Source organism: Mycobacterium sp. HUMS_12744610 (assembly GCF_041206865.1).
GTDB classification, from domain to species: domain Bacteria; phylum Actinomycetota; class Actinomycetes; order Mycobacteriales; family Mycobacteriaceae; genus Mycobacterium; species Mycobacterium servetii.
In genome coordinates this window covers 4918012-4941406 of sequence record NZ_JBGEDP010000001.1, presented here as the reverse complement: position 1 = coordinate 4941406, position 23395 = coordinate 4918012, and the positions used below count along the sequence as shown (strand labels likewise).

The 23395-nt window shown below is 71.6% G+C and carries 23 protein-coding genes; 11 read left to right on the top strand and 12 right to left on the bottom strand.

Annotation, left to right across the window (positions count from 1 at the left end; all coding sequences use genetic code 11):
* Positions 1–94: 94 nt before the first annotated feature.
* From AB8998_RS24010 to AB8998_RS23990, 5 genes are read right to left on the bottom strand one after another with little or no spacing between them, the layout of a single operon-like run.
* Positions 95–517 (bottom strand): SufE family protein, encoded by a 423-nt coding sequence (locus AB8998_RS24010; protein WP_369740176.1) that lies wholly within the window; start codon positions 515–517, stop codon positions 95–97.
* On the bottom strand, positions 514–1419 hold the full coding sequence (locus tag AB8998_RS24005) for a sulfurtransferase (protein ID WP_369740175.1): 906 nt from the start codon (positions 1417–1419) through the stop codon (positions 514–516). Before AB8998_RS24005 ends, AB8998_RS24010 begins: the two co-directional genes overlap by 4 nt.
* 9 nt (positions 1420–1428) lie before the next feature.
* Positions 1429–2109 (bottom strand): Maf family protein, encoded by a 681-nt coding sequence (locus AB8998_RS24000; protein WP_369740173.1) that lies wholly within the window; start codon positions 2107–2109, stop codon positions 1429–1431.
* A complete protein-coding gene (locus tag AB8998_RS23995; protein WP_369740171.1) occupies positions 2106–2348 on the bottom strand; it encodes an acyl-CoA carboxylase subunit epsilon in 243 nt (80 codons plus the stop codon). Before AB8998_RS23995 ends, AB8998_RS24000 begins: the two co-directional genes overlap by 4 nt.
* The gene (locus AB8998_RS23990) at positions 2345–3994 is read right to left on the bottom strand and encodes an acyl-CoA carboxylase subunit beta (RefSeq protein WP_369740169.1); all 1650 of its coding nucleotides are present in this window, start codon (positions 3992–3994) and stop codon (positions 2345–2347) included. The genes AB8998_RS23995 and AB8998_RS23990 overlap by 4 nt, the downstream gene beginning before the upstream one ends.
* A 50-nt stretch (positions 3995–4044) precedes the next feature.
* On the opposite strand from AB8998_RS23990, the gene AB8998_RS23985 reads away from it, so the two are divergent.
* Positions 4045–4866, top strand: a complete 822-nt coding sequence (locus AB8998_RS23985; RefSeq protein ID WP_369740168.1) for a biotin--[acetyl-CoA-carboxylase] ligase — start codon at positions 4045–4047, stop codon at positions 4864–4866.
* Between the two features lie 23 nt (positions 4867–4889).
* Positions 4890–5417 (top strand): PH domain-containing protein, encoded by a 528-nt coding sequence (locus tag AB8998_RS23980; protein ID WP_369740167.1) that lies wholly within the window; start codon positions 4890–4892, stop codon positions 5415–5417.
* On the opposite strand, the gene AB8998_RS23975 is transcribed toward AB8998_RS23980, so the two are convergent.
* Complete coding sequence (locus AB8998_RS23975; protein WP_369740165.1) at positions 5363–6070, bottom strand: GtrA family protein; 708 nt, start codon at positions 6068–6070, stop codon at positions 5363–5365. The genes AB8998_RS23980 and AB8998_RS23975 overlap by 55 nt on opposite strands.
* Before the next feature lie 98 nt (positions 6071–6168).
* On the opposite strand from AB8998_RS23975, the gene AB8998_RS23970 reads away from it, so the two are divergent.
* From AB8998_RS23970 to AB8998_RS23940, 7 genes are all read left to right on the top strand, one after another.
* Positions 6169–7404 (top strand): 5-(carboxyamino)imidazole ribonucleotide synthase, encoded by a 1236-nt coding sequence (locus AB8998_RS23970; RefSeq protein WP_369740163.1) that lies wholly within the window; start codon positions 6169–6171, stop codon positions 7402–7404.
* Complete coding sequence (gene purE / locus AB8998_RS23965) at positions 7391–7918, top strand: 5-(carboxyamino)imidazole ribonucleotide mutase (protein WP_369740161.1); 528 nt, start codon at positions 7391–7393, stop codon at positions 7916–7918. The genes AB8998_RS23970 and purE overlap by 14 nt, the downstream gene beginning before the upstream one ends.
* Positions 7919–7934: 16 nt before the next feature.
* Entirely contained in the window at positions 7935–9104 is a 1170-nt protein-coding gene (locus AB8998_RS23960; RefSeq protein ID WP_369740159.1) for an acyl-CoA dehydrogenase, read from the top strand.
* Between the two features lie 216 nt (positions 9105–9320).
* Complete coding sequence (locus tag AB8998_RS23955; protein WP_369740157.1) at positions 9321–10511, top strand: PP2C family protein-serine/threonine phosphatase; 1191 nt, start codon at positions 9321–9323, stop codon at positions 10509–10511.
* Between the two features lie 71 nt (positions 10512–10582).
* Positions 10583–12145 carry a sensor histidine kinase gene (locus AB8998_RS23950; protein ID WP_369741735.1) on the top strand — a complete coding sequence of 521 codons (1563 nt, stop codon included), beginning with the start codon at positions 10583–10585 and terminating at the stop codon, positions 12143–12145.
* Entirely contained in the window at positions 12142–12582 is a 441-nt protein-coding gene (locus AB8998_RS23945) for a response regulator (protein ID WP_369740156.1), read from the top strand. The genes AB8998_RS23950 and AB8998_RS23945 overlap by 4 nt, the downstream gene beginning before the upstream one ends.
* A 114-nt stretch (positions 12583–12696) precedes the next feature.
* The gene (locus tag AB8998_RS23940; RefSeq protein ID WP_369741734.1) at positions 12697–13968 is read left to right on the top strand and encodes an MFS transporter; all 1272 of its coding nucleotides are present in this window, start codon (positions 12697–12699) and stop codon (positions 13966–13968) included.
* A gap of 2 nt (positions 13969–13970) precedes the next feature.
* Here AB8998_RS23940 and AB8998_RS23935 read toward each other — a convergent pair whose 3' ends face one another.
* Positions 13971–15161 (bottom strand): CoA transferase, encoded by a 1191-nt coding sequence (locus AB8998_RS23935; RefSeq protein ID WP_369740154.1) that lies wholly within the window; start codon positions 15159–15161, stop codon positions 13971–13973.
* 12 nt (positions 15162–15173) lie between these two features.
* Positions 15174–16103: a class I SAM-dependent methyltransferase gene (locus tag AB8998_RS23930; RefSeq protein ID WP_369740152.1), complete on the bottom strand. Its 930-nt coding sequence runs from the start codon at positions 16101–16103 to the stop codon at positions 15174–15176.
* Between the two features lie 169 nt (positions 16104–16272).
* Here AB8998_RS23930 and AB8998_RS23925 point away from each other — a divergent pair, with 169 nt between their 5' ends.
* Together AB8998_RS23925 and AB8998_RS23920 are read left to right on the top strand one after the other, a co-directional pair.
* Positions 16273–17871, top strand: coding sequence for an AMP-binding protein (locus AB8998_RS23925; RefSeq protein WP_369740151.1), 1599 nt, complete (start codon positions 16273–16275; stop codon positions 17869–17871).
* 63 nt (positions 17872–17934) lie between these two features.
* Entirely contained in the window at positions 17935–18591 is a 657-nt protein-coding gene (locus AB8998_RS23920) for a cation efflux transmembrane domain-containing protein (protein WP_369740150.1), read from the top strand.
* Between the two features lie 9 nt (positions 18592–18600).
* Here AB8998_RS23920 and ctpC read toward each other — a convergent pair whose 3' ends face one another.
* The 4 genes from ctpC to AB8998_RS23900 form a co-directional block, all read right to left on the bottom strand.
* On the bottom strand, positions 18601–20784 hold the full coding sequence (gene ctpC / locus AB8998_RS23915; protein ID WP_369740148.1) for a manganese-exporting P-type ATPase CtpC: 2184 nt from the start codon (positions 20782–20784) through the stop codon (positions 18601–18603).
* A gap of 10 nt (positions 20785–20794) precedes the next feature.
* On the bottom strand, positions 20795–21076 hold the full coding sequence (locus AB8998_RS23910) for a DUF1490 family protein (protein WP_369740146.1): 282 nt from the start codon (positions 21074–21076) through the stop codon (positions 20795–20797).
* A gap of 112 nt (positions 21077–21188) precedes the next feature.
* Positions 21189–21917 carry a TIGR03089 family protein gene (locus AB8998_RS23905; RefSeq protein WP_369740144.1) on the bottom strand — a complete coding sequence of 243 codons (729 nt, stop codon included), beginning with the start codon at positions 21915–21917 and terminating at the stop codon, positions 21189–21191.
* Positions 21905–23380, bottom strand: coding sequence for an LCP family protein (locus AB8998_RS23900; protein ID WP_369740143.1), 1476 nt, complete (start codon positions 23378–23380; stop codon positions 21905–21907). Before AB8998_RS23900 ends, AB8998_RS23905 begins: the two co-directional genes overlap by 13 nt.
* Between the last annotated feature and the right edge of the window lie 15 nt (positions 23381–23395).

Below are 23395 nucleotides of genomic sequence, written 5' to 3'. Positions count from 1 at the left end.
TGTGCTGCGACGTCTTTAAGAGAGTTTCTTACTCTGCCTGGGAAGTCTAAGCGGCGCGCCGTCGGCGCGATCAGCCGGTGCCGGAATTCGCGCCTTATCGGGAGGTTTCGCGCAGCCGCCGCTTGATCCGGGCCAGCATCGCCGACATGCCGCGCAGCCGCAGCGGGCTGATCAGAGCCGCCAGGCCCAGCTCGGTGTAGAAGTCCTCGGGCACCGCCAGGATGTCGGCGGCGGGCTGCCCGTCGAGGCCGGCGGCCAGGATCGAGGCGAACCCGCGCGTGGTCGGTGCCTCGACGGGCGCGCTGAAGTACAGCCGCACCCGGTCCGGGTCGCCGGCGTCGACGTGCAGGAACAGCGGGGTCTGGCATTCGGGGACCGGCTCCATCGCCGCCTCTTCCAGCTCGGCGGGCAGCCCGGGCAGGTCGTCGGCGAATTCGAGCAGGAGCTTGAGCTTGTCCTGGCCCTGGACTGCGGCGAAGTCGGATACCACCTCGGCAAGCGGCGCGGGCAGGCTCATCGGGCCGGTACGGCTCCCGGCGCCTGTCCCGGTTCTGCGCCCGCCACGATGGGGACGCGCACGGTGTTGCCCCACTCGGTCCACGACCCGTCGTAATTGCGCACCCCGGGCTTGCCCAGTAGGTGCGTGAGCACGAACCAGGTGTGGCTGGACCGCTCCCCGATGCGGCAGTAGACGATGGCCTTGTCGTCGGGGCCGAGGAATCCGTAGAGCTCCTCGAGCTCCTCGCGGCTGCGGAAGCGCCCGCTGTCGTCGACGGCCCTGCTCCACGGGATCGACCGGGCGGTGGGGATATGGCCGGCCCGCAGCACCCCCTCCTCGGGGTAGTCGGGCATGTGGGTGCGCTCGCCGGTGTACTCCTCCGGGGAGCGCACGTCGATCAGCGGCTCGGCGCCCAGCGCCGCCAGCACGTCGTCCTTGTAGGCGCGGATGGGTTCGTCGTTGCGCGCCACGACGGGATATCCGGTGGAGGTTCTGGTCGGGACCTCGAGGCTGGTCTCGCGCCCTTCGGAGAGCCACAGGTTGCGGCCGCCGTTGAGCAGCCGCACGTCGGGGTGGCCGAACAGCGTGAAGACCCACAGCGCATACGCCGCCCACCAGTTGCTCTTGTCGCCGTAGATCACCACGGTGTCGTCGCGGGCGATGCCCTTGCGGTCCATCAGCTCGGCGAACTGCCGGCCGGTGATGTAGTCGCGCACGGGCGCGTCGTTGAGGTCGGTGTGCCAGTCGATCTTGACCGCGCCGGGGATGTGGCCGACGTCGTAGAGCAGGACGTCCTCGTCGGATTCGACGATCGCCAGGCCGGGCGCGCCCAGGTGGGCCGACAGCCAGTCGGTGGTGACCAGGCGTTCGGGGTGGGCGTAGGCCGCGAGCGTGGGGCTGGGATCGGGCGGTAGGGGCACACCGAAAGCCTACCCACCCGCGGCGTTTCGCGGGCGCGGGCGCGCGCTTGAGGCGGGCGGATTGGCCGCCCACACCGCGGCGACCGACACTCCCGCGCGGACCAGCAGCGACCGGGTCAGCGGCAGCCCGATCCCCACCACGGCCGAGGGGTCGCCGTCGACGCCGTCGATGAACCAGCCGCCCAGGCCGTCGAGGGTGAATCCCCCTGCCACGCGCAAGGATTCACCCGAGGACAGGTACGCATCGAGGTCCTCGGGGGACGGAGTTCCGAAATGCACTGTGGTGACAGCGTTTTCGGCAGTGGTGTAAGTAATCTCGTTGTCCAGCAACCGAATCAGCGCGTGGCCGGTATGGAGCTGGCCGGCGCGCCCCGCCATGGCCTGCCACAGGTCGCGTGCCGCGGACGTCGAACCCGGCTTGCCGCAGAGCCGGCCGTCCAGGTGGAGCATCGAATCGCAGCCGATCACGACGCAGTCGGCGGCGACGGCGGGCTCGAGCTCACCGGCCACCCGTTCGGCCTTGGCCCGGGCCAGCGCACACACCACGTCCCCGGGCGGCGCGTCGGCGCCCAGGCCGGCGATGACGGCGTCCTCGTCGATCCCCGAGACCCTGACGAGCGGATCGACGCCGGCTTGGCGCAGCACTTTGAGCCGGCCCGCCGACGCCGAGCCGAGCACCAGCCGGGTCACTGCTGCATACGCTGCATGTGGATCTTCTGCTGCATGGTGAGTCGCTGAAAGTTCGTCATCGCATAGCGCAGTTGGTCGGTCGGCAGGCCCCAGCGGGTGCGCTCGGGCGGCGGCGGTTGGGGCGCGGCGCCGGCGCTGCCGAGCACGGCGATCAGCGCGGCCAACTCCGCGGCGGTGGGCTTGCCGCGCAGGATCTGGATGTGCGGCTCGTGCAGCTGGTGGCCCTCGTCGGCGCTCACAGGGGGATGTTCCCGTGCTTCTTGGGCGGCAGGTGGGAGATCTTGCGTTCCAGCAGCCGCAGCGCCGTGCCGATGTAGCCGCGGGTGTGCGACGGCGGGATCACCGCGTCGACGTAGCCCCGCTCGGCCGCCACGTACGGGTTCACCAGCGTGTCCTCGTACTCCTGCTGCAGCCGCAACCGCAGCTCGTCGACATCGGCGCCGTCGCGGGCGGCCTCCTTGAGCTGCTGGCGGTAGACGAACCCGACGGCCCCGGAGGCGCCCATCACGGCGATCTGGGCGGTCGGCCAGGCGATGTTGACGTCGCAGCCCATGTCCTTGGAGCCCATGACGCAGTAGGCGCCGCCGTAGGCCTTGCGGGTGATGACGGTGATCTTGGGGACGGTCGCCTCGCCGTAGGCGTAGAGCAGCTTGGCGCCGCGGCGGATGATGCCGTTGTATTCCTGGCCGGTGCCCGGCAGGAACCCGGGGACGTCGACGAGCATGACGATCGGGATGCCGAAGCAGTCGCAGGTGCGCACGAACCGGGCCGCCTTCTCCGAGGCGTTGATGTCCAGGCAGCCGGCGAAGTGGGTCGGCTGGTTGGCCACGATGCCGACCGGGCGGCCGTCGATGCGGCCGAACCCGACGACGATGTTCTGCGCGTAGCCGTTCTGGACCTCGAGGAACTCGTCCTCGTCGAGGATGCGGGTGATCACCTCGTGCATGTCGTAAGGCTGGTTGGGGGAGTCCGGGATCAGCGTGTCCAGCTCGATGTCCTCGGCGGTGAGGTTGTCCTCGATGGGGCCCTGGGGGATCGGCTCGGCGTAGCGCGGCGGGTCGGTGGCGTTGTTGGGCGGCAGGTAGCCCAGCAGCTCGCGCACCCAGTCGAAGGCGTCCTGCTCACCGGAGGCGACGTAGTGCGCGGTGCCGGACTTGGCCATGTGGGTGTGGGCGCCGCCGAGCTCCTCCATCGTGACGTCCTCGCCGGTGACGGTCTTGATGACGTCGGGGCCGGTGATGAACATCTGGCTGGTCTGGTCGACCATCACCACGAAGTCGGTCAGGGCGGGGGAGTAGACGTGCCCGCCGGCGGCGGCGCCCATGATCAGCGAGATCTGCGGGATGACCCCGGAGGCGACGATGTTGTTGCGGAAGATGCGGCTGTAGAGGCCCAGCGAGACGACGCCCTCCTGGATGCGGGCGCCCGCGCCGTCGTTGATGCCGATCAGCGGCCGGCCGGTCTTGATCGCCAGCTCCTGCACCTTGACGATCTTCTCGCCGTACACCTCGCCCAGGCTGCCGCCGAACACGGTGGCGTCCTGGCTGAAGATGCACACGTCGCGGCCGTCGATGGTGCCGTAGCCGGTGATAACGCCGTCGCCCAGGGGGCGGTTGTTCTCCAGGCCGAAGTTCGTGCTGCGGTGCCGGGCCAGCGCGTCGAGCTCGACGAAGGAGTCCTCGTCGAGCAGCGCGAGGACGCGCTCGCGGGCGGTCAGCTTGCCCTTGGCGTGGACCTTCTCGACGGCCTCCTCGCCGACGGGGTGCAGCGACTCTTCCCGGCGCTTGTGCAGCTCGGCCAGCTTGCCCGCGGTGGTGTGGATGTCGACGATGTGTTCGCTCGCAGGCTCAGCGGAATGAGCCGAGCGGTCGGTAACGCTTGTCATGGCAGTCGATGTTATCGGCTGGCCGTCCGGCACTGCTTAGGCTGGGCCGGGTGAGCGACCGGGACCCGCCTCTGAACGAGGCCGCGCTGCGGGCGGAGCTGATCGGCGCCGGGCTGGGCTGGCGACGCCTGGACGTCGTCGAGCGGACCGGCTCCACCAACGCCGACCTGCTGGCGCGCGCGGCGTCCGGGACCGACGGGGCGGCCGACGTTGCCGGTGCGGTGCTGATCGCCGAGCACCAGACCGCCGGCCGCGGGCGGCACGGCCGCGGCTGGTCGGCCGGCCCGCGTGCCCAGATCACGATGTCGGTCGGGGTCAGCGTCGTCGACGTGCCGGTCGCCGCGTGGGGCTGGCTGTCGTTGGCCACCGGGGTGGCCGTCGTCGAGGCGGTGGCCCCGCTGCTGGAGGGGACCGGATGCCGGGCCGGCCTGAAGTGGCCCAACGACGTGCTGGCGGGCCCTCCGGAGTCGCGCGGCAAGCTGGCGGGCATCCTCGCCGAGGTGGCGCGGCCGTCGGTGGTGATCGGCGTGGGGCTCAACGTCACCCGCGCCCCCGGCGACGTCGCCGGCGCCACCTCGCTGCGCGACCTCGGGGTCGCCGCACCCGACCGCGGCGAGCTGGTGCGCGCGCTGCTGACCGAACTCGGCGGACGGATCGCGGCATGGCGGGCCGCGCGCGGCGCCGACCGAGCGTTGGCCGCCGACTACCGGGCGCACAGCCTGACGATCGGCACCCGGGTGCGTGCGCACCTGCCCGGCGGCCGGGAGGTCGTCGGCACGGCCACCGGCGTCGACGACCAGGGCAGGCTGTGCTTGCAGACCGAAGGCGAAACCGCCGTGATCTCGGCCGGTGACGTGGTGCATCTGCGGTAGCGGGCGCAGCTAATGTCGCGACCATGCGTTATCCGGACAACGCCCTGGCCGCCGGCGAGCAGGTGGTGCTGCACCATCACCCGCACTGGAAGCGGCTGTTCTGGCCCGCCGTGGTGTTCGTGGCCGCGACCGGGCTGGCGGCCTTCGGCTCGGGCTACCTCAACTCGACGCAGTGGGAGCAGACCGCCAAGAACGTCATCCACGGCGTCATCTGGGGGATCTGGCTAGTGGTCGTCGGCTGGCTGGCGTGGTGGCCGTTCCTGACCTGGCTGACCACCCATTTCGTCGTCACCAGCCGGCGGGTGATGTACCGGCACGGGGTGCTCACCCGGGCCGGGCTCGACATCCCGCTGGCGCGGATCAACAGCGTCGAATTCCGCGACCGGATCTTCGAGCGGATCTTCCGGTGCGGGACGTTGGTCATCGAGTCGGCGCCACAAGACCCGTTGGAGTTCCACGACATTCCGCGACTGCGCGAGGTGCACGCGCTGCTGTATCACGAAGTCTTCGACACCCTGGGCGCCCCGGGTTCTACGGAGGCGCCGGGCTGACCCGATCGGCCCGCCTTGCGGCTGCGCCAGGCGCGCAGCAGGGTGACGTTGCCCATGTGGGGGCCCATGTTGCCGCCCTCGATGGTGTCCTCGAAGACCTCGGCGATCCCGCCGGCGGTGAGGGCGGACTCGAGGGCCTTCTCCTCCAGGGCCATGTCGGGAATGCGCGCGAACGCGTCGGGGAACACCCAGCGCCGGAACGCCCAGAATCGGAAAGCCATCTGCAGCAAATTCCCGATGATGTAGGCCGAGACGAAGTCGGCGATGTTCTCCACCGTCAGCGAAACCATCGGCTCCCGCAACTGCAGGACGTAGCTGGAGAACCACAGCGGCGCCATGCTCAGCAGCACCCCGACACCGCTGAAGGCGAAGAACAGCAGCGCCTCGTGGTGGCGTTCGCGACCGCCGCGGTCGCGGAAGCTCCACTCCCGGTTCAGCACGTAGGAGGCGATGACCGCGACGATGCCGGCGATCACCTTGGCGGTGACCGGCTTGGTCTCCAGGATCGTGAGCTTGAGGGTGTAGAAGATTGCCGAGTCGATGATGAAGGTGGTGCCGCCGACGATCGCGAACTTGATCAGTTCGTGGTGGCGCTGCACACAGGGCTGAAAAGCCGCGGGCAAACGCGCAATCGTTGCATCGGCGAAGGGCACAACACGTGAGTGTACGGACGGACACAAAAACGACGCAAAATGGTTCATAACGATCCGGTCTCACCGCCGGTCACCGGCCGGGCCGCCCCCATGACACCATGATGGCCGTGCCGAGTACCCCCACGCCCGTCCTCGCCCCGCGTGTGGCCATGGTCGGCGGCGGCCAGCTCGCCCGGATGACCCACCAGGCCGCGATCGCGCTGGGGCAGACGTTGCGGGTGCTGGCGACCTCCGCCGACGAGTCGGCCGCGCAGGTCACTCCCGACGTGGTGATCGGCTCGCACCTCGATCTGGAGGACCTGCGCCGGGTCGCGGCCGGGGCCCACGTGCTGACGTTCGACCACGAGCACGTCCCCACCGACCTGCTGGACAAGCTCGTCGCCGAGGGCGTCAACGTCGCCCCGCCGCCCAGCGCCCTGGTGCACGCCCAGGACAAGTTCGTGATGCGGCGCCGGCTGGAGGCCCTGGGCGCCCCGGTGCCCCGCTACGCGCCGGTGGACAGCATCGACGACCTGGACGCGTTCGCGCGCACCCTGGGCGCCGCCGACGACGCCCCGGTGGTGGTCAAGGCGGTGCGGGGCGGCTACGACGGCCGGGGGGTCTGGATGGCCCGCGACCTCGCCGGCGCCCGCGAGATCGCCGGCAAATGCCTGGACGACGGGCTGCCGGTGCTGGTCGAGGAGCGGGTGGAGCTGCGTCGGGAGTTGTCGGCGCTGGTGGCGCGCTCGCCGTTCGGCCAGGGCGCGGCGTGGCCGGTGGTCCAGACCGTGCAGCGCGACGGGATCTGCGTGCAGGTGATCGCGCCCGCACCGGAGCTGTCCGGGGAGTCGGCGGCCGCCGCGCAGCGGCTGGCGTTGCGGCTGGCCGCCGAGCTGGGGGTGGTCGGGGTGCTCGCTGTCGAGCTGTTCGAGACCACCGACGGGACCCTGCTGGTCAACGAACTCGCGATGCGGCCGCACAACTCCGGGCACTGGACCATGGACGGGTCGCGCACCAGCCAGTTCGAGCAGCACCTGCGCGCGGTGCTGGACTATCCGCTCGGCGACACCGACGCGATCGCCCCGGTGACCGTGATGGCCAACGTGCTGGGTGCGCCGCAACTGCCGGCGATGTCGATGGACGAGCGGCTGCACCACCTGTTCGCGCGGATGCCGGACGCCCGGGTGCACCTGTACGGCAAGGCCGAACGGCCCGGCCGCAAGATCGGGCACATCAACTTCCTGGGCAGCGACTCAGCGGAGCTGGAAAACCTGAGGGAACGCGCCGAACTGGCGGCGCACTGGCTGTCACACGGCCGATGGGCGGACGGATGGGACCCACATGAGCACCACTAGCCCCCGCAGCCCCCGTGTGGGGGTCATCATGGGCAGCGACAGCGACTGGTCGGTGATGGCCGACGCCGCCGCCGCGCTCGCCGAGTTCGGCATCGGAGCCGAGGTCCGCGTGGTGTCGGCGCACCGCACGCCGCAGGTGATGTTCGACTACGCCCGCGGCGCCGCCGACCGCGGCATCGAGGTGATCATCGCCGGCGCGGGCGGCGCCGCCCACCTGCCCGGGATGGTCGCCGCGGCGACGCCGCTGCCGGTGATCGGGGTGCCGGTGCCGCTGGCGCGCCTGGACGGCCTGGACTCGCTGCTGTCGATCGTGCAGATGCCCGCGGGCGTTCCGGTGGCCACGGTCTCCATCGGCGGCGGCCGCAACGCGGGCCTGCTGGCCGTGCGCATCCTCGCCTCGTCGGACGCGGCGCTGCGGGCCCGGGTCGTCGAGTTCCAAAACGAGCTGGCCGAGAGTGTGCGGACCAAGGATGCGGCGGTGCGGCGGCTGCACGGTAAAGTTACCGGTGAGTAGCGCAGGGAGGCTTGAGATGGCTGGATGGGCCGGAAATTCGTCGTTCGATTTGTTTCGGTTGCCCGAGGAGCATCAGGAGTTGCGGGCGGCGATCCGGGCGTTGGCGGAGAAGGAGATCGCTCCGCACGCCGCCGAGGTGGACGAGAAGTCGCGGTTTCCGTCCGAGGCCCTGGATGCGTTGAACGCCTCGGGTTTCAACGCGGTGCACGTGCCCGAGGAGTACGGCGGTCAGGGCGCCGATTCGGTGGCGGCGTGCATCGTGATCGAGGAGGTCGCCCGGGTCGACGCGTCGGCGTCGCTGATCCCCGCGGTGAACAAGCTGGGCACGATGGGCCTGATCCTGCGCGGCTCCGAGGAGCTCAAGAAGCAGGTGCTGCCGCAGATCGCCGACGGCACCGCGATGGCGTCGTACGCGCTTTCCGAGCGCGAGGCCGGCAGTGACGCGGCGGCGATGCGGACCCGGGCCAAGGCCGACGGGGACGACTGGATCCTCAACGGCGCCAAGTGCTGGATCACCAACGGCGGGGTGTCGAGCTGGTACACGGTGATGGCGGTGACCGACCCGGACAAGGGCGCCAACGGGATCTCTTCGTTCATGGTGCACAAAGACGACGAGGGCTTCACCGTCGGCCCCAAGGAGCGCAAGCTCGGGATCAAGGGCTCGCCGACCACGGAGTTGTACTTCGAGAACTGCCGCATCCCCGGTGACCGGATCATCGGCGAGCCCGGCACCGGTTTCAAGACCGCGCTGGCCACCCTGGATCACACCCGGCCCACCATCGGCGCGCAGGCCGTGGGCATCGCCCAGGGCGCGGTGGACGCGGCGATCGCCTACACCAAGGAGCGCAAGCAGTTCGGCCGCCCGGTCGCCGACAACCAGGGTGTGCAGTTCATGCTCGCCGACATGGCGATGAAGGTCGAGGCCGCCCGGCTGATGGTGTATCAGGCGGCCGCGCGCGCCGAGCGCGGTGAAGCCAATCTGGGCTTCATCTCCGCGGCCTCGAAGTGCTTCGCCTCCGACGTCGCGATGGAGGTGACCACCGACGCGGTGCAGCTGTTCGGCGGATACGGCTACACCGCCGACTTCCCCGTCGAGCGGATGATGCGCGACGCCAAGATCACCCAGATCTACGAGGGCACCAACCAGATCCAGCGCGTCGTGATGTCGCGGGCGTTGTTGCGCTGACGCCACCCCTGGTTCAGCCTGTGTTGGGAAAGCGCAGGCGCACCGCATAAGATCACTCACGGCAACCGTTCGGGGTGGTAAGCCGGTACGCAAGCCTCTTTCGGCGCGCCGGCTCTGCGGTCGGAGCGTCGCCACACAGCTAATGGCTGCCGCGGCCCGCGGGGGGTCGAGTTAAAAAGTTGCTCACCTCCCGGCGCCCGCGGATGACCGGAAGTGATGCCTGTGCGTGCTCCAGTTACCCCGGCGGCCCATTGGCAGTCGTTGTCGCTGTTGCTGGTCGAGGACGACCGGGCCGACGCGGTGCTCGTCGAGGACCTCATCGCGGACGCCGTCGCCGACATCCGGGTGGTGTGGGCGCAGTCCATGGCGCACGCCGAGCGTGAGCTCGCGGCCGCCCGGCCCGACTGCGTGCTGCTGGACCTGCACCTGCCCGACGCCAGCGGGATCGACGCCCTGGACCGCATCGCCAAACGCGACGCCACGGTCCCGATCGTGGTGTTGACCGGGCTGAACGACGAGTACTTCGGGGCCTCGGCCGTCGCGGCCGGCGCCCAGGACTACCTGGTCAAGGGGCGGGTCGAACCGGAGATGTTGCGGCGGGCGCTGCTGTACGCGATCGAGCGCAAACGGGCCGAGCTCATCGCCGCCGACCTGCACGCCACCCGGCTCCGTGCCCGCGAGAACGCGCTGCTGGAACGCGGCCTGCTGCCCTCCCCGCTGCTGCACGACAACTCGGGAGTCGAGATCGTCGCGCGGTACCGGCCCAGCCGCGAGGACGCGCTGCTGTGCGGGGACTTCTACGACGTCGTCCAGACCCCCGACCGCACCGTGCACGTGCTGATCGGCGACGTCGCCGGGCACGGCCCGCACGAGGCGGCCCTGGGCGCGGCCCTGCGGATCGCGTTCCGCGCTCTGACGTTCGCCGGGTTGCACGGGGTCGAGCTGATGCGGCAGCTGGAGCGGGTGCTGCACTCCGAACGGACCGCCACCGGTATCTTCGCGACGGTGCTCACCCTGGAGATCTCGCCGGACAGCCCGCGGGTCACCACGGTCCGCGCCGGCCATCCCGGGATGCTGCTGCAGGGCGGCGGCTGCGTGGACTGGATCGAGCCGCCGGCGGGGCCGGCGCTGGGGCTGCGGGCCGACGACTGGCCGCGCCACGACCTGGACCTGCCCGTGGGGCACGGGCTGCTGCTGCTGACCGACGGTCTGTTCGAGGGGTACTCGGGGCGGGGCGCCCGGCGCCTCGGCGAGGACGGTCTGCTCGCCCTGGCGCGCCGGCACGCCAACCGGCCCGGGCCGGCATTCGTGGACGCGCTCATCGACGAGGCCGAAAAGCTCGCCCGGCCGCAGGGCGGGCTCACCGACGACATCGCGGTGCTGCGCGTCGAGCGGACCACGGCGTGACGCCGACGTTGCGCTCGCTGCGCCCGTCGCGGCTCACCACGCGGGGATGGCAGGCGGTGGTCCTGTTCGTCATGGGCATGCTGGTGCTGACCGGCGCCGCGGTCGGCACCGTGCTGCTGGACCGCACCGACAAGATGTCGCGGGAGCTCATCGACGACATCCAGCCGGCGCGGGTGGCGGCGTGCCAGCTGCAGGCCGCGCTGCGCGACCAGGAGACCGGCGTTCGCGGCTACCTGATCACCGCCGATCGCCAGTTCCTGGCGCCCTACTACGACGGACAACGCGCGGAGCGGGCCGCGGCCGAGGAGATCCGCCGCCGCCTCGGCGGGCGCGCGAACCTCATCGCCAACCTCGACGAGATCGAGCAGTCCGCCGCGCGGTGGCGGTCCAGCTATGCCGAGCCGCTGATCGCCCGCGTGACCCCCCACTCCCCGAACGTCGTGGACGGCGGGGTGGCCGAGCGCGGCAAGGCCCAGTTCGACCAGCTACGTGCCCTCTTCGACGCCCAGAACGCGAGCCTGTCCGCGGCGTGGGTGCACGCCGCCGGGCAACTCCGGCACACCGACGCCTGGCGCGACCGCGTGCTGATTTCGCTGGTGGTGGTGTTCTTCGCCTCCGCGGTGGTGCTGGGGCTGCTGGTGCGCGACACGGTCAGCCGCCCGCTGGCGGACCTGGCCTTGGCGTGCCGGCGGATCACCGAGGGCAGCTTCGCCGAGACCATCTCACCGCCCAGGCGGCCCAGGGACATCCGCGGCATGGCGATCGACGTGGAGAACATGCGCCGGCGGATGGTCGAAGAGCTCGAGGCGTCCCGCACCGCCCGGGCGCAGTTGGACGAGCAGGCCGAGGAGCTGCGCCGTTCCAACGCCGAACTCGAGCAGTTCGCCTACGTCGCCTCGCACGACCTGCAGGAGCCGCTGCGCAAGGTCGCCTCGTTCTGCCAGCTGCTCGAGAAGCGCTACGGCGACAAGCTCGACGAGCGCGGCGCCGAGTACATCGGGTTCGCGGTCGACGGGGCCAAACGCATGCAGGTGCTGATCAACGACCTGCTCACCTTCTCCCGCGTCGGCCGGCTGGGCACCTTCCAGGCCGAGGTGGACCTCGACGTGCCGCTGGACGCGGCCATGAGCAACGTCTCCGCCGCGATCGAGGAGTCCGGCGCGCAGATCGTGCGACCGCCCGAGCCGCTCCCGCGGATCGTCGGCGACCCCACCCTGCTGACGATGCTGTGGCAGAACCTGATCGGCAACGCGGTGAAGTTCCGGCGCGAGGACACCTCGCCCCACGTCGTCATCGAATGCGAACCGGGCACCGGTGACCGCGAGGACCAGTGGGTGTTCCGGGTTTCCGACAACGGCATCGGGATACCCGAGGAGTTCGCCGAGAAGGTGTTCGTCATCTTCCAGCGCCTGCACGGCCGCGACGCGTACCACGGGACCGGGGTCGGGTTGGCGCTGTGCAAGAAGATCGTCGAGCACCACGGCGGCAGCATCCACATCGACACGTCCTACGTCGACGGCACCCGGTTCGAGTTCACCCTGCCCATGGCCCCGGCTCCCGAAGACCCGGCCCCCGAAGACCAGGCCCCCCAAGACCAAGCAGAACAAGCACAGCCAGAAGGAGCACAGCAATGACCTCGGCCGGGAGAGCGATCGAAATCCTGCTCGTCGAAGACGACCCGGGCGACGAGCTGATCACCCGGGAGGCGTTCGAGCACAACAAGCTCAAGAACAACCTCAACGTCGCGCACGACGGCGAGGAAGGCCTGGACTACCTCTACAGGCGCGGCAAGTTCGCGGACGCGGTGCGGCCCGACCTGATCCTGCTCGACCTGAACCTGCCCAAGTACGACGGCCGCCAACTGCTCGAGCAGGTCAAGTCCGATCCCGACCTGGCGCGCATCCCGGTGGTCGTGCTCACGACGTCCTCGGCGGAGGAGGACATCCTGCGCAGCTACCAGTTGCACGCCAACGCCTACGTCACCAAGCCGGTCGACCTCGACCAGTTCATCAACGCGGTCCGCCAGATCGACGAGTTCTTCATCCAGGTGGTGCGGTTGCCGGGTCTGTGAGCGGCGCCTGCACTCACGACTCCGGGTGCCGGCCGGCGTGCGAACATGTCCGGCGTGAACATCCAGCAGGCGCCGCCGGGTTCGCTGCGCCCGCGGTCCGGCGGGCGGTCCCGGATGACGCGCGTGGCGCTGGCGAGCCTGGCCGGCTCGGCCATCGAGTTCTACGACTTCTTCCTCTACGGCACCGCGGCGGCCCTGGTGTTCCCCAGCGTGTTCTTTCCCGACCTGGGCGCGACGATGGCGACGATCGCGTCGATGGCGACGTTCGCCGCGGCGTTCGTGTCCCGGCCGTTGGGCGCCGCCGTTTTCGGGCACTTCGGCGACCGGCGCGGCAGGAAGGCGACGCTGGTCGCGACGTTGCTGATCATGGGCCTGTCCACCGTGGCGGTGGGCCTGCTGCCCGGCGTGGCGACCGTCGGTGTGGCCGGCCCGCTGGCCCTGCTTGCCCTGCGGCTGCTGCAGGGGCTGGCGCTCGGCGGCGAGTGGGCCGGCTCGGCCCTGCTGCTCGCCGAGCACGCACCGGCCGGTCGGCGCGGGCGGTACGCGATGTTCACCCCGCTGGGGGCCGGCGTGGGACTGGTGCTGGCCAACCTCGCCATGCTGGTGGTCAACGCCACCGTCGGGGAGACCAGCCCCGCCTTCCTGGCCTGGGGGTGGCGGGTGCCGTTCCTGTTCAGCGCCGTGCTGGTCGTGGTGGCGCTCTACGTGCGCCTGAACATCGGCGAGACACCGGTTTTCGCCGCGGAGTTGCGGCGCGCCCATGATGCCCCGCGCACCGCGCCGATCGCCGCGCTGCTGCGCGATCAGACCCGGCGGGTCGTGCTCGCCGCCGGCTGTGCCGTGGGGCCTTTCACGCTGAGCTTCATGGCGGCGACCTATCTGCTGAACTACGCCCGCGGCGAGCTCGGGCAGTCCCGCAACGTGATCCTGTTCGTCGGTGTGCTCGGCGGGCTGTCGTCGATCGCGCTGACCGCACCGGCGGCGGTCCTGTGCGACCGCGTCGGCCGGCGGCGGGTCCTGCTGTGGGGTTTCGCCGCGGCCGTGCCGTGGTCGTTCGCGGTGATGCCGTTGATGAACACCGGGATCGCGGCCCTGTTCGGTGTCGCCATAGTCGTCACCTTCGCGATCATGGGTGTGCTGATCGGCCCGCTCAGCGCGTTCATCCCCGAGACGTTCGCCACCCGCTACCGCTACACCGGAGCCGGGCTGGCGTTCAACGCCGGCGGGCTCGTCGGCGGCGCGGTGCCGCCGATGCTCGCCGGCGCGCTCGCCGAGACCGCGGGGCCGTGGGCCATCGGGCCGATGATGGCCGTCCTGGTGCTCACCAGCCTCGGCTGCACCCTGGCGCTGCCCGAGACGCTGGGCGCGGCGTTGACCGATCCCTAGGCCTAGGGTGCGGAGAGGAACTCTTCGTTGTGCGCGCCGATCGCCGGCGGGGGCTCGGGGGCCGCGGCGTCGAAACTGGAGTAGCGGGCCGGGGTGCGCACGACGGTGACGGCGCCCTCGCCGTTGTCCGGGCTGCCGCCGACCCGCAGGGCGAGCTCGTTCTCCGCGAACAGCGGGGTGCCCACCACCTCTTTCCAGGTGTGGGCGTGGCAGGCCATCAGGCCGCCCTCCTGCAACAGCTCCACCCATTCGGCCGCGGTCTTGCCGGCCAGCGCCGCCTCGAGTTCTTCGGTCAGCTCCGGGTAGTGCAGCGCGCGCGCCCGCTGGTCGACGAACCGTTCGTCCTCGAGCAGGTCGGGCCGGCCGATGAGCTCGCACAGCTTGGCCCAGTGCTTGGGCACGTACGCGCTGATCACCAGGTAGCCGTCGGCGGCCCGGAACGCGTCCGAGGGCTGGGTGGCGAAGCCGACCCCCTTGCGCCGCTTGGGCTTCGGCGCCGCATCGGTGGGCGTCTCGGTCGGCTTGTTCAGGTGGATCGTGAGCTGGGCGGCCTGCAGGCCGACCGCGACGTCGTACATTGCGACCCGCACCACGTCGGCCACCCCGTGCCGTTCACGGTGCAGCAGGGCGGCCAGCACCGCCTGGGCCAGGACGTGCCCGCTGGCGGCGTCCACGAGCTGGAACGGGATGATCTGTGGTTTGCCGCTGGGCGTGGGCATCCCGGTGGTCATGCCCGACTCGGCGGCGACCATCAGGTCCACCCCCGGCCTGCTGCCGTGCGGGCCGTTGCCGCCGTAGGCCGACAGCCGGGCGTAGACCAGCCGGGGGTTGCGGGAGCGCAGCTCGTCGGGGCCCAGCCCCATGCGCTCCATCACGCCCGGGCGGAACCCCTCCAGCACGACGTCGGCGGTCTCGGCCAGCCGCAGGATCTGCTGGCGGCCCTCCTCGGTGGTCAGGTCCACCGCCACCGACTTCTTGCCGCGGTTGTGCGGCAGGAACAGCGTGGCCAGCGGCGGCCGCCCGGGCAGGACCGCGGTGATGTGGCGGGCCGCCTCACCGGCGGGTGCCTCGATCTTGACGACCTCGGCGCCCAGGTCCGCCAGCACCTGCCCGGCCAGCGGGCCGGCGATGTTCTGGGTGAAATCGAGCACGCGGTAGCCGTCGAGTGGCTTGGGGGCGTTGCTGTCCGGCATGGGGTGCCTTCTTCAGTCGGCCTTGCGCAGCACCGCGGTGCAGTAGTAGTTGCGGGCGAACGGCGCCTGCTCGCTGTCGTCGGGGCCGTCGGTGGGCTGCAGCGGCAGCCCGTGCTCGGCCAGCAGCTGGTTCAGCGGCGTGCGCACCGTCACCCAGCCGCGGTCCTGGAGGTAGCTCGCGGCGTCGTTGCGCTCGCCGGGGAAGCCCAGGTCGTCGAGCGCGACGTCCAGGCCGTTCTCCTGCCACCGGGCGGCGGCGGCGTTCAGCGCCTGCGCGTTGACGCCTGAGTTCAAGAACACCTCGGCGACCAGCCGGCTGCCGTCGGCGCTGAGTTCGGTGATGTTGTCCAGCAACCGATCCTGCGCGTCGGGCGGCAGGAACCCGAGCAGGCCCTCGGCGGCCCAGGCCGCGGGCGCGGCGGTGTCGAAGCCGGCCTGCCGCAGCGCCGAGGGCCAGTCGTGGCGCAGGTCGATCGGCACGGGCCGCACCTGCGCGGTCGGGTTGGCGCCCAGCTGCGCGATGGTGACGCTCTTGAAGTCGAGCACCTGGGGCTGGTCGATCTCGAACACCGTGGTGCCCGCCGGCCACGGCAGCCGGTAGGCGCGCGCGTCCAGGCCCGACGCCAGCAGGACCACCTGGCGCACGCCTGCGGCCGCCGCGTCGGCGAAGAATTTGTCGATGTAGCGGGTGCGCGCCGCCAGCATGTCGGTCATGCGCTGCATGCCCCACGCCGCGCCGGGGATGTCGACGTCGGCTGAGTCGAGTTCGCCCGCGGACCACCGGGTGAAGAAGTCCACGCCGACCGCGCGCACCAGCGGCTCGGCGAACGGGTCGTCGATCAGCTTGTCGCGGGTCGCCCGGGCCCGGCCGGCCGCCACCATGGTGGCGGTGGCCCCCACGCTGGTCGCCAGGTCCCACGTGTCGTTCTCGGTGCGCGCCATTCGTCAAAACCCTTCGTCGATGTACCGGGACCCACTGGTTGGACAGCGTAACGAGGAACGCTATGGCGCTGTCCGCGGCTCGGTTTCGCGCGCGTGGGTGACCAAAGACCCCGCCGGTGGTGGCGATACGCCCCTATCGCCCGGTGGCGGCGCCGGGCACAGTGCAGACGTGATCAAACGTGTCGATCTGGAAGTCCGCTCGCTGCTGCTGTACGCGCGGGCCGGGGGACTGCGGGCGGTGCCGCCCTGGCGCATCGTGCCGGTGCTGCGCGCGTTCGGCCGCTACGGCCTGCTCGGGGCGGCGACGGCGATCACCGCCGCCCGGGATCCCGACGGTGTCGCGCTGATCGACGAGCGTGGCGCGCTGAGCTTTCGCGACCTGGACCGCCGGACCAACGCGCTGGCCAACGCGTGGCGCGGGCGCGGTGTCGGCCCGGGCACCACCGTGGCCGTCATGGCCGGCAACCACCGGGGGCTTCTGGAGGCGGTGTTCGCGGCCGGTAAGTGCGGCGCGGGCGTGGTGCTGCTCAACACCGGCTTCGGCGGCGAGCAGCTCGCCGGCATGGTGGCCCGCGAGGGGGTCGACCTGCTCGTCCACGACGACGAGTACGGCGGCGCGGTCGCCGAGGTATATCCCCGGCTGGGACGTTTGCGGGCCTGGGCGCAAACGCCCGGCCCCGACACCCTCGACGCGCTGATCGAGCACGGTGACACCCGCCCACCGCCGGCCTCCCGCGGCCGGCCCAGGATCGTCATCTCCACCAGCGGCACGAGCGGGACGCCCAAGGGTGCGGTCCGTTCGGAGCCCTACTCGCTCATCCCGGTCGGCGGCCTGCTGGGCAAGGTCCCGTTTCGGGGCCGCGAGGTCACCGAATGCTGCGCGCCGCTGTGCCATTCGCTGGGCTTCAGTCACGCGATGTATGCGATGGTGCTGGGCTCGACGCTGGTGTTGCGCCGCCAGTTCGAGCCGCTCGAGGCCCTGGCGGACGCGGCCGCGCATCGGGCCAGCGCCATGATCGTCGTGCCGATCATGTTGCGGCGCATCCTCGACCTGGGCCCCGAGGCGCTCGCCGGCCGCGACCTGACGGCCCTGCGCATCGTGTTCGTCGGCGGATCGCAGCTCGGGCCCGAGCTGGCCACCCGCGCGCTCGCCGCGCTGGGCCCCGTCGTCTACAACATGTACGGCTCCACCGAGGTCGCCTACGCCACCATCGCCACGCCCGCCGACCTGGCCGCCGAGCCCGCCTGCGTCGGCGGCGTGGTGCCCGGGTCGGTCGTCAAGATCTTCGACGGCGACGGGCGCGAGGTCGCCCCCGGGACTCCGGGGCGCATCTTCGTCGGCAACGTGCTGGCGTTCGAGGGGTACACCGGCGGCGGCACCAAGGAGACCATCGGGGGCCTGCTGTCCACCGGCGACGTCGGCCACTTCGACCGGGCCGGGCGGCTGTTCATCGACGGGCGCGAGGACGAGATGATCGTCTCCGGCGGCGAGAACGTGTACCCGGGCGAGGTCGAGGAGGCGCTCGCCCGCCATCCCGACGTGCTCGACGCCGCGGTCGTCGGCGTCGCCGACGAGGAGTTCGGGCAGCGGCTGCGCGCCTACCTGGTCGCGCGGCCGGGCGTGTCGCTGAGCGAGCGCGACGTCCGGGACTACGTGCGTGACCGGTTGGCCCGCTTCAAGGTTCCCCGCGACGTGGTGTTCGTCGACGCGCTGCCGCGCAACGCGGCCGGCAAGGTGCTCAAACGGGAGCTGAACAATTCGGCGTAAGTGCGCTCACCCCGCGGTGTCGCGGTGTCCGGGCCCGGTGCGCTGCCTCTACCATCGGGTGCAATGACCTCGTCGGCTTCGGTCTCCCGCACCTGCCCGCGCGCAACGGAGCGCGACGCCGCCTGGCAGGCCGGTGCCCGATGGGCGCGGCGGCTGGCCTGGGTCAGCCTCACCGTGCTGCTCGTCGAGGGCGCCATCGGACTGTGGCAGGGCCTGGCGGTCGGGTCCATCGCGTTGACCGGGTGGGCGCTGGGCGGCGGCGGCGAGGCGCTGGCCAGCGCGACGGTGGTGTGGCGCTTCAGCGGATCCCGCACCCTGTCCGAGACCGCCGAGTCGCGCGCCCAGCGCGGCGTGGCGGTGTCGTTCTGGCTGACCGCCCCCTACATCGCCGCCGAATCCGTGCGCGACCTCATCGACGGGCACCACGCCGAGACCTCGGTGATCGGCATCGTGCTGACGGTGATCGCGCTGGTGTTGATGCCGGCCCTGGGCTGGGCCAACCACCGGCTGGGCGTCCGGCTGGACTCGGAGGCCACCGAGGGCGAAGGCATCCAGAACTACCTGTGCGCCGTGCAGGCCGCCGGCGTGCTGGTCGGCCTGGCCGTCACCGCGGCCTGGCCGAGCGGCGGCTGGTGGATCGACCCCGCGGTCGGGCTGGTGGTCGCCGGCATCGCGGTGTGGCAGGGCGTGCGCGCCTGGCGCGGCCACGACTGCTGCTGAGCGCCGCCGTCAGTCCAGCCGGTAGCGGATCAGCCGCGAGCTGTTGGCCACCACCGCCACCGACGACGCGTTGTGCAGGATCGCGGCCAGCACCGGCGACAGCGCGCCGCCCGCGCCGATGGCCAGCCCGGCGGCGTTGACCGCGATGGACATGCCGTAGTTCTGGCGGATCACGTCGACCGCCCGCGCACCCAGGTCCCGCACGTCGAGCAGGCGGTGCAGGTCGTCGTTGGCCAGGGCCACGTCGGCGGTCTCGACGGCGACGTCGGTGCCGGCCAAGCCCATGGCGATGCCGATGTCGGCGGCCGCCAGCGCGGGGGCGTCGTTGACGCCGTCGCCGACCATGCCGACGACGAAGCCCTCGGCCTGCAGCGCGCGCACCGTCTCGAGCTTGTCCTCCGGCATCACCTCGGCGCGCCATTCGTCGATCCCCAGCTCGCCGGCGACGACCTCGGCGATGTCCGGGTGGTCGCCGGTGAGCATGACGATGCGGCGCACACCGCCGGCCCGCAGCTTCGTCAGCACCTCGGCGGCCTCGGGACGCACCTCGTCGCGCAGGCTGACCAGCCCCACCAGCGTGCCGTCCACGGCCAGCAGCAGCGGTGTCTCGGCCTGGCGGCGCAGCCGGTTCACCCACTCCGTCGCCTTCTTCGACACCCGCACCTTCTCGGCGCGCAGCAGCGACGGGCTGCCCAGCAGCAGGGTGCGGCCGTCGGCGCGGGTCCGCATGCCCAGCCCCACCAGCACCTCGCACTCCTCGTGCGGCGGGATGCTGATGCGGCGCTCCTCGGTCGAGCGGATCACCGCCTCGGCCAGCGGGTGCCGGGAGTGGATCTCCGAGCTGGCCGCATACGCCAGCACCTGTTCGGGCTCCCAATCGGAGTGCATCGCAACGATATTGGTGACCACCGGGCGCCCGACGGTCAGCGTCCCGGTCTTGTCGAACACCACCGCGTCGACGCGGCCGGCCCGCTCGAGGTGGGAACCGCCCTTGATCAGGATGCCGCGGCGCGCGCCGTTGCCGATCGCCGCGCTGATCGCGGTCGGGGTGGACAGGCCCACCGCGCAGGGGCAGGCGATCAGCAGCATGGTCATCGCGCGCCGGACGTCGCCGGTGACCAGCAGGGTCAGGCCGGAGACGATGAACGAGGCGGGAACGAAGCGGCGGGAGAAGTTCTCCCCGACGGTCTGGATCGGCGCCCGGTCGTGCTGCGCCTCCTCGACGCGGCCGATGATGCGGCCGATCGCGGTCTCGTTGCCGACGGCCTTCGCGCGCACCACCAGGCGCCCGCGCACCACGACCGATCCCGCGTGCACGTGCGCGCCGGCCGTGATGCTCACCGGCAGGTTCTCCCCGGTGATCGCCGACTGGTCGACGATCGCCTCGCCGTCGACCACCTCGCCGTCGACGGGGATCGCCACGTGGTCGTGGACCACCACCTCGTCGCCCACCTGCACGGTGTCGATCGCCACCTGCACCTCGGTGCCGGTGTCGGGGCCGTCGGTCAGCCGGATCCAGGCGGTGTCCTGGGTGCCGCGCAGCAACTCGGAGATGGCGCGCCGGGTTCGGCGCAGGGTCAGATCCTGCAGGTATTCGCCGATGTTGAGCAGCCACAGCACGGTGAGCGCGACGACGTTCTCACCGAGCAGCAGGCTGGCCACCGTCGCCGCCGAGACCAGCGTGTCGGTGCCCGCCTTCCCGGACCGCAGCGAGCGCAGCGCGCCGCGCAGGAACGGGTAGCCGGTGAAGATCGCCACCCCGCCGGCCACCAGCTGGCCCCTCGGGCCCAGCAGCGGCGGCCGGGCGAACACGTAGCGGCGCACCCCGAGCAGGGCCAGCGCCGCGCCGCCGATGACCATCCGCAGCACGTCGGCGTTGCGGATCTCCGCCGAATGCGGCGCGCGCACCGGGATCAGGTCGGCGGCCACGTGCGCGGCCTCGGCGATCGCGGCCAGCAGCGCGGGGCGCTCCGCGCGCCGCGGCGAGTACCAGACGACGACGGAGCCGGTGCGCGGATAGGCGTGCACGACGCGCACGCCGGCGCACTTGGCGACGGCCTCCTCGACCGCGACCGCGCGCCGGGAGTCGCCGCGAACCCAGCCGACCTTGACCCGCATGCGGCCGGCCGCATCCGAGATCACTGCCGGCGCGGTGTCCTGCGGGGGAGCGGGTGATGCGGGGGCGGTGGTCATTCCGTCGGGATCAGTGGTCGTGGTCGTGGAGGTCGGTGACCGCCGGGGTGGGCGCCTCCTCGCCGATGCGCTCGCGGGCCTCGGCCATCACGTCGGACATCTTGAGCCGGGCCGATTCCGCGGCCTCCTCTGCCTTGCGGGTACCGCGCAGGCTCAGCTCGGCCGCCGAGACCGCGGCCCGGTGCAGCGGGGCCTTCTTCGCGGCCCGGACCACCAGGTCGTAGGCGGCCGCCCCGATGACCCCGTGGGCCAGAAATATGGCTCCCTTCGCCAAGAATCCCTGCACCGCCATCGCGTCAACCTTCCTCGTTCCGTGGGCCGATACCGTGGTAGCGACGTTAACATCGCGATATCGCAATATCAACATGGGTTCCGACCGGCCGGAGCGCGGGCGGGGGCCCGGCTCACAGCACCCGGGTGACCTTCTCGGCCTCGATCCGGCGCTGCCGCGCCGCGGGGTCGGCCCCGGTATCCGGCTGCGCCACCTGCACCAGCGACGCGCCGACCGCCAGGATCGCCAGCAGCCCGTCGACCAGTTCGTTTGGCCCGGTCCACGACGCGCTGGACAGCACCCGATCCGCCGACGTCAAACCCCTTGCCGCCGCCGATCTTTCGCAGTCCGCCAGGACTTCGCCGACCGACCGGCCGGCGAGTGCGGGACCCGGGTGGGGTTCGGCGACGATCTGGTCGCCGTGCACGCGCACCGCGGTGGCGTAGTCGGTGACGCCGAACGGCAGGTCCGGCGCGGGGCGGCCGAACGGGTCCAGCGACAGCACCGCCACCTCGCCGCCGTCGACCAACGCGTCGGCCTCGTCCAGGCGTTCGGCGGTGCACAACGCCAGGTCCGCGCCGCCGTCGAGCACGACCTGCGCGCCGATCCACCAGACGCCCAACAGCACCGCGGCGGTCTGCCAGTGCGCCGGCAGCAGGATCGCGACCCGGCTGCTCGGCCCGGCGCCCAGCTCGTCGCGCAACAGGTTGCCGGTCTTGGCGGCCCAGTTGGCCAGCGTCGCCGCGGACAACTCGATGCGCTCGCCGGTCGCGTCGTCGTAGTAGGTGATGCGCGGGCCGACGGGGTCGGTCCGCAGCATCGGTTCCAGGATCGCGCCGGCGAGCGTGCTCAGTTGATGCACTCCGGCTTGTCGGAGCCGGCGGTCAGGATGGGCGAGGGCGCCGGGGCGTCGGCGTCGGCCGCCCCGCCCGCGCTGGACACGTGCGCGGCCGCCGGCTGGCTGTTCTTGCCGCCGCCCAGGCCCGAGCCCGGGCCGCTGTAGTCGTTGGCCAGCACCACGCGCACGGTTCCCGGGGCTATCGAGGTGTCGGCGACCACCGGCAGGCCGCCCAGTTGCTGGGCCACCTCCTGGGCGCCGACGTCGTCGCTCTTGGCCGCCCGCACCTGGCTGGCCTTGACGTGCCCGCCCACGTTGTTGCCGACGGGTCCGGGCGTGAATCCTTTTGCGCTCAACACGTCCGACACCGCCGCGGCCAGTCCGTTGATGTCGGTGTCGTTGACCACGCTGGCGGTGGTCTTGGCGGGGGTGAAGGCCAGTTCCTCGGTCTTGCCCTCGTCCTGGTTGTGCAGCAGGCCGCTGACCCAGTCCTGCACCTGGTGCGGGTCCACCCGCACCACGCTCTGCATGCCGTCGTCGCTCCAGCCGGCGCCGTCGAGCACCGGGATGGTGGCGAACGCGATGTTGCCGCCGGCCAGCTTCTGCATCTGCTGCACGAAGTCCATGACGTCCCAGCCCGAGGACAGCACCACCGAACGCTGCACGGCGGCCTCCAGGCGCTGCAGCGTGGTGGGGCTCGACAGCGTCTTGCCGGAGATGACCCGGTGGGCCAGCGAGGCCATCACCGCCTGCTGGCGCACGACGCGGTCCAGGTCGCCGCGGGGCAGCTCGTGGCGCTGGCGGACGAAGCTGAGCGCCTCCGGGCCGGACAGGCGCTGCTGTCCGGCGGGGAAGTCCGCACCCGAGAGCGGCTCGAACACCGGGTCCTTGAGGCAGACGTCGACGCCGCCGAGGGCGTCGGTGATCAGCGCGAAACCGAGCAGCCCGATCTCGGCGTAGTGGTCGACGGTGACCCCGGTGAGGTCGGCGACGGTCTTGATCAGCGCCTCCCGGCCGGCCTCGGTGCCCTGGGCCGCGGCGTGCTCGGCCGAGTCGCCGGCCTTGACCAGGTTGGCGCGCCTGGTCTCCCGGGTCTGGCCGTAGACGCCGTTGATCTTCGTCTTGCCCAGGCCCGGGGCCGACACGTAGGAATCGCGCGGGATCGAGATGGCGGTCGCCGACTTCCCGTTGTTGGGGATCCGGATCAGGATGATGGTGTCGGTGTTGGTCGCCTCCTCGTCGCCGGCGCGCAGCGTCTCGAGCTCCTCGGCCGACAGCGGGTTGCCGTGCGCGTCGGTGCGGCTGTCCAGGCCGACCAGCAGGATGTCGATCGCGCCGTCGTCGCCGCCCTTGCCCAGCGAGGCCGCCGACATGTGGAAGATGCCGTCCTCGAAGGACCGCACATTGGTCCAGGCGATCCCGGTGCCGAGCACGACCAGCACCGTCAGCGCGGTGGCAGCCACACGAACCACACGTTGCACTCCCATCCCACTAGGTTACTT

Bases quoted from the DNA above. Each gene is read 5' to 3' on its own strand.
- AB8998_RS24010 (WP_369740176.1), bottom strand. From the start codon at position 517: ATGAGCCTGCCCGCGCCGCTTGCCGAGGTGGTATCCGACTTCGCCGCA.
- AB8998_RS23990 (WP_369740169.1), bottom strand. From the start codon at position 3,994: ATGACAAGCGTTACCGACCGCTCGGCTCATTCCGCTGAGCCTGCGAGC.
- AB8998_RS23980 (WP_369740167.1), top strand. From the start codon at position 4,890: ATGCGTTATCCGGACAACGCCCTGGCCGCCGGCGAGCAGGTGGTGCTG.
- AB8998_RS23970 (WP_369740163.1), top strand. From the start codon at position 6,169: ATGATGGCCGTGCCGAGTACCCCCACGCCCGTCCTCGCCCCGCGTGTG.
- purE (WP_369740161.1), top strand. From the start codon at position 7,391: ATGAGCACCACTAGCCCCCGCAGCCCCCGTGTGGGGGTCATCATGGGC.
- AB8998_RS23960 (WP_369740159.1), top strand. From the start codon at position 7,935: ATGGCTGGATGGGCCGGAAATTCGTCGTTCGATTTGTTTCGGTTGCCC.
- AB8998_RS23955 (WP_369740157.1), top strand. From the start codon at position 9,321: ATGCCTGTGCGTGCTCCAGTTACCCCGGCGGCCCATTGGCAGTCGTTG.
- AB8998_RS23950 (WP_369741735.1), top strand. From the start codon at position 10,583: ATGGGCATGCTGGTGCTGACCGGCGCCGCGGTCGGCACCGTGCTGCTG.
- AB8998_RS23945 (WP_369740156.1), top strand. From the start codon at position 12,142: ATGACCTCGGCCGGGAGAGCGATCGAAATCCTGCTCGTCGAAGACGAC.
- AB8998_RS23940 (WP_369741734.1), top strand. From the start codon at position 12,697: ATGACGCGCGTGGCGCTGGCGAGCCTGGCCGGCTCGGCCATCGAGTTC.
- AB8998_RS23935 (WP_369740154.1), bottom strand. From the start codon at position 15,161: ATGCCGGACAGCAACGCCCCCAAGCCACTCGACGGCTACCGCGTGCTC.
- AB8998_RS23930 (WP_369740152.1), bottom strand. From the start codon at position 16,103: ATGGCGCGCACCGAGAACGACACGTGGGACCTGGCGACCAGCGTGGGG.
- AB8998_RS23920 (WP_369740150.1), top strand. From the start codon at position 17,935: ATGACCTCGTCGGCTTCGGTCTCCCGCACCTGCCCGCGCGCAACGGAG.
- ctpC (WP_369740148.1), bottom strand. From the start codon at position 20,784: ATGACCACCGCCCCCGCATCACCCGCTCCCCCGCAGGACACCGCGCCG.
- AB8998_RS23910 (WP_369740146.1), bottom strand. From the start codon at position 21,076: ATGGCGGTGCAGGGATTCTTGGCGAAGGGAGCCATATTTCTGGCCCAC.
- AB8998_RS23900 (WP_369740143.1), bottom strand. From the start codon at position 23,380: ATGGGAGTGCAACGTGTGGTTCGTGTGGCTGCCACCGCGCTGACGGTG.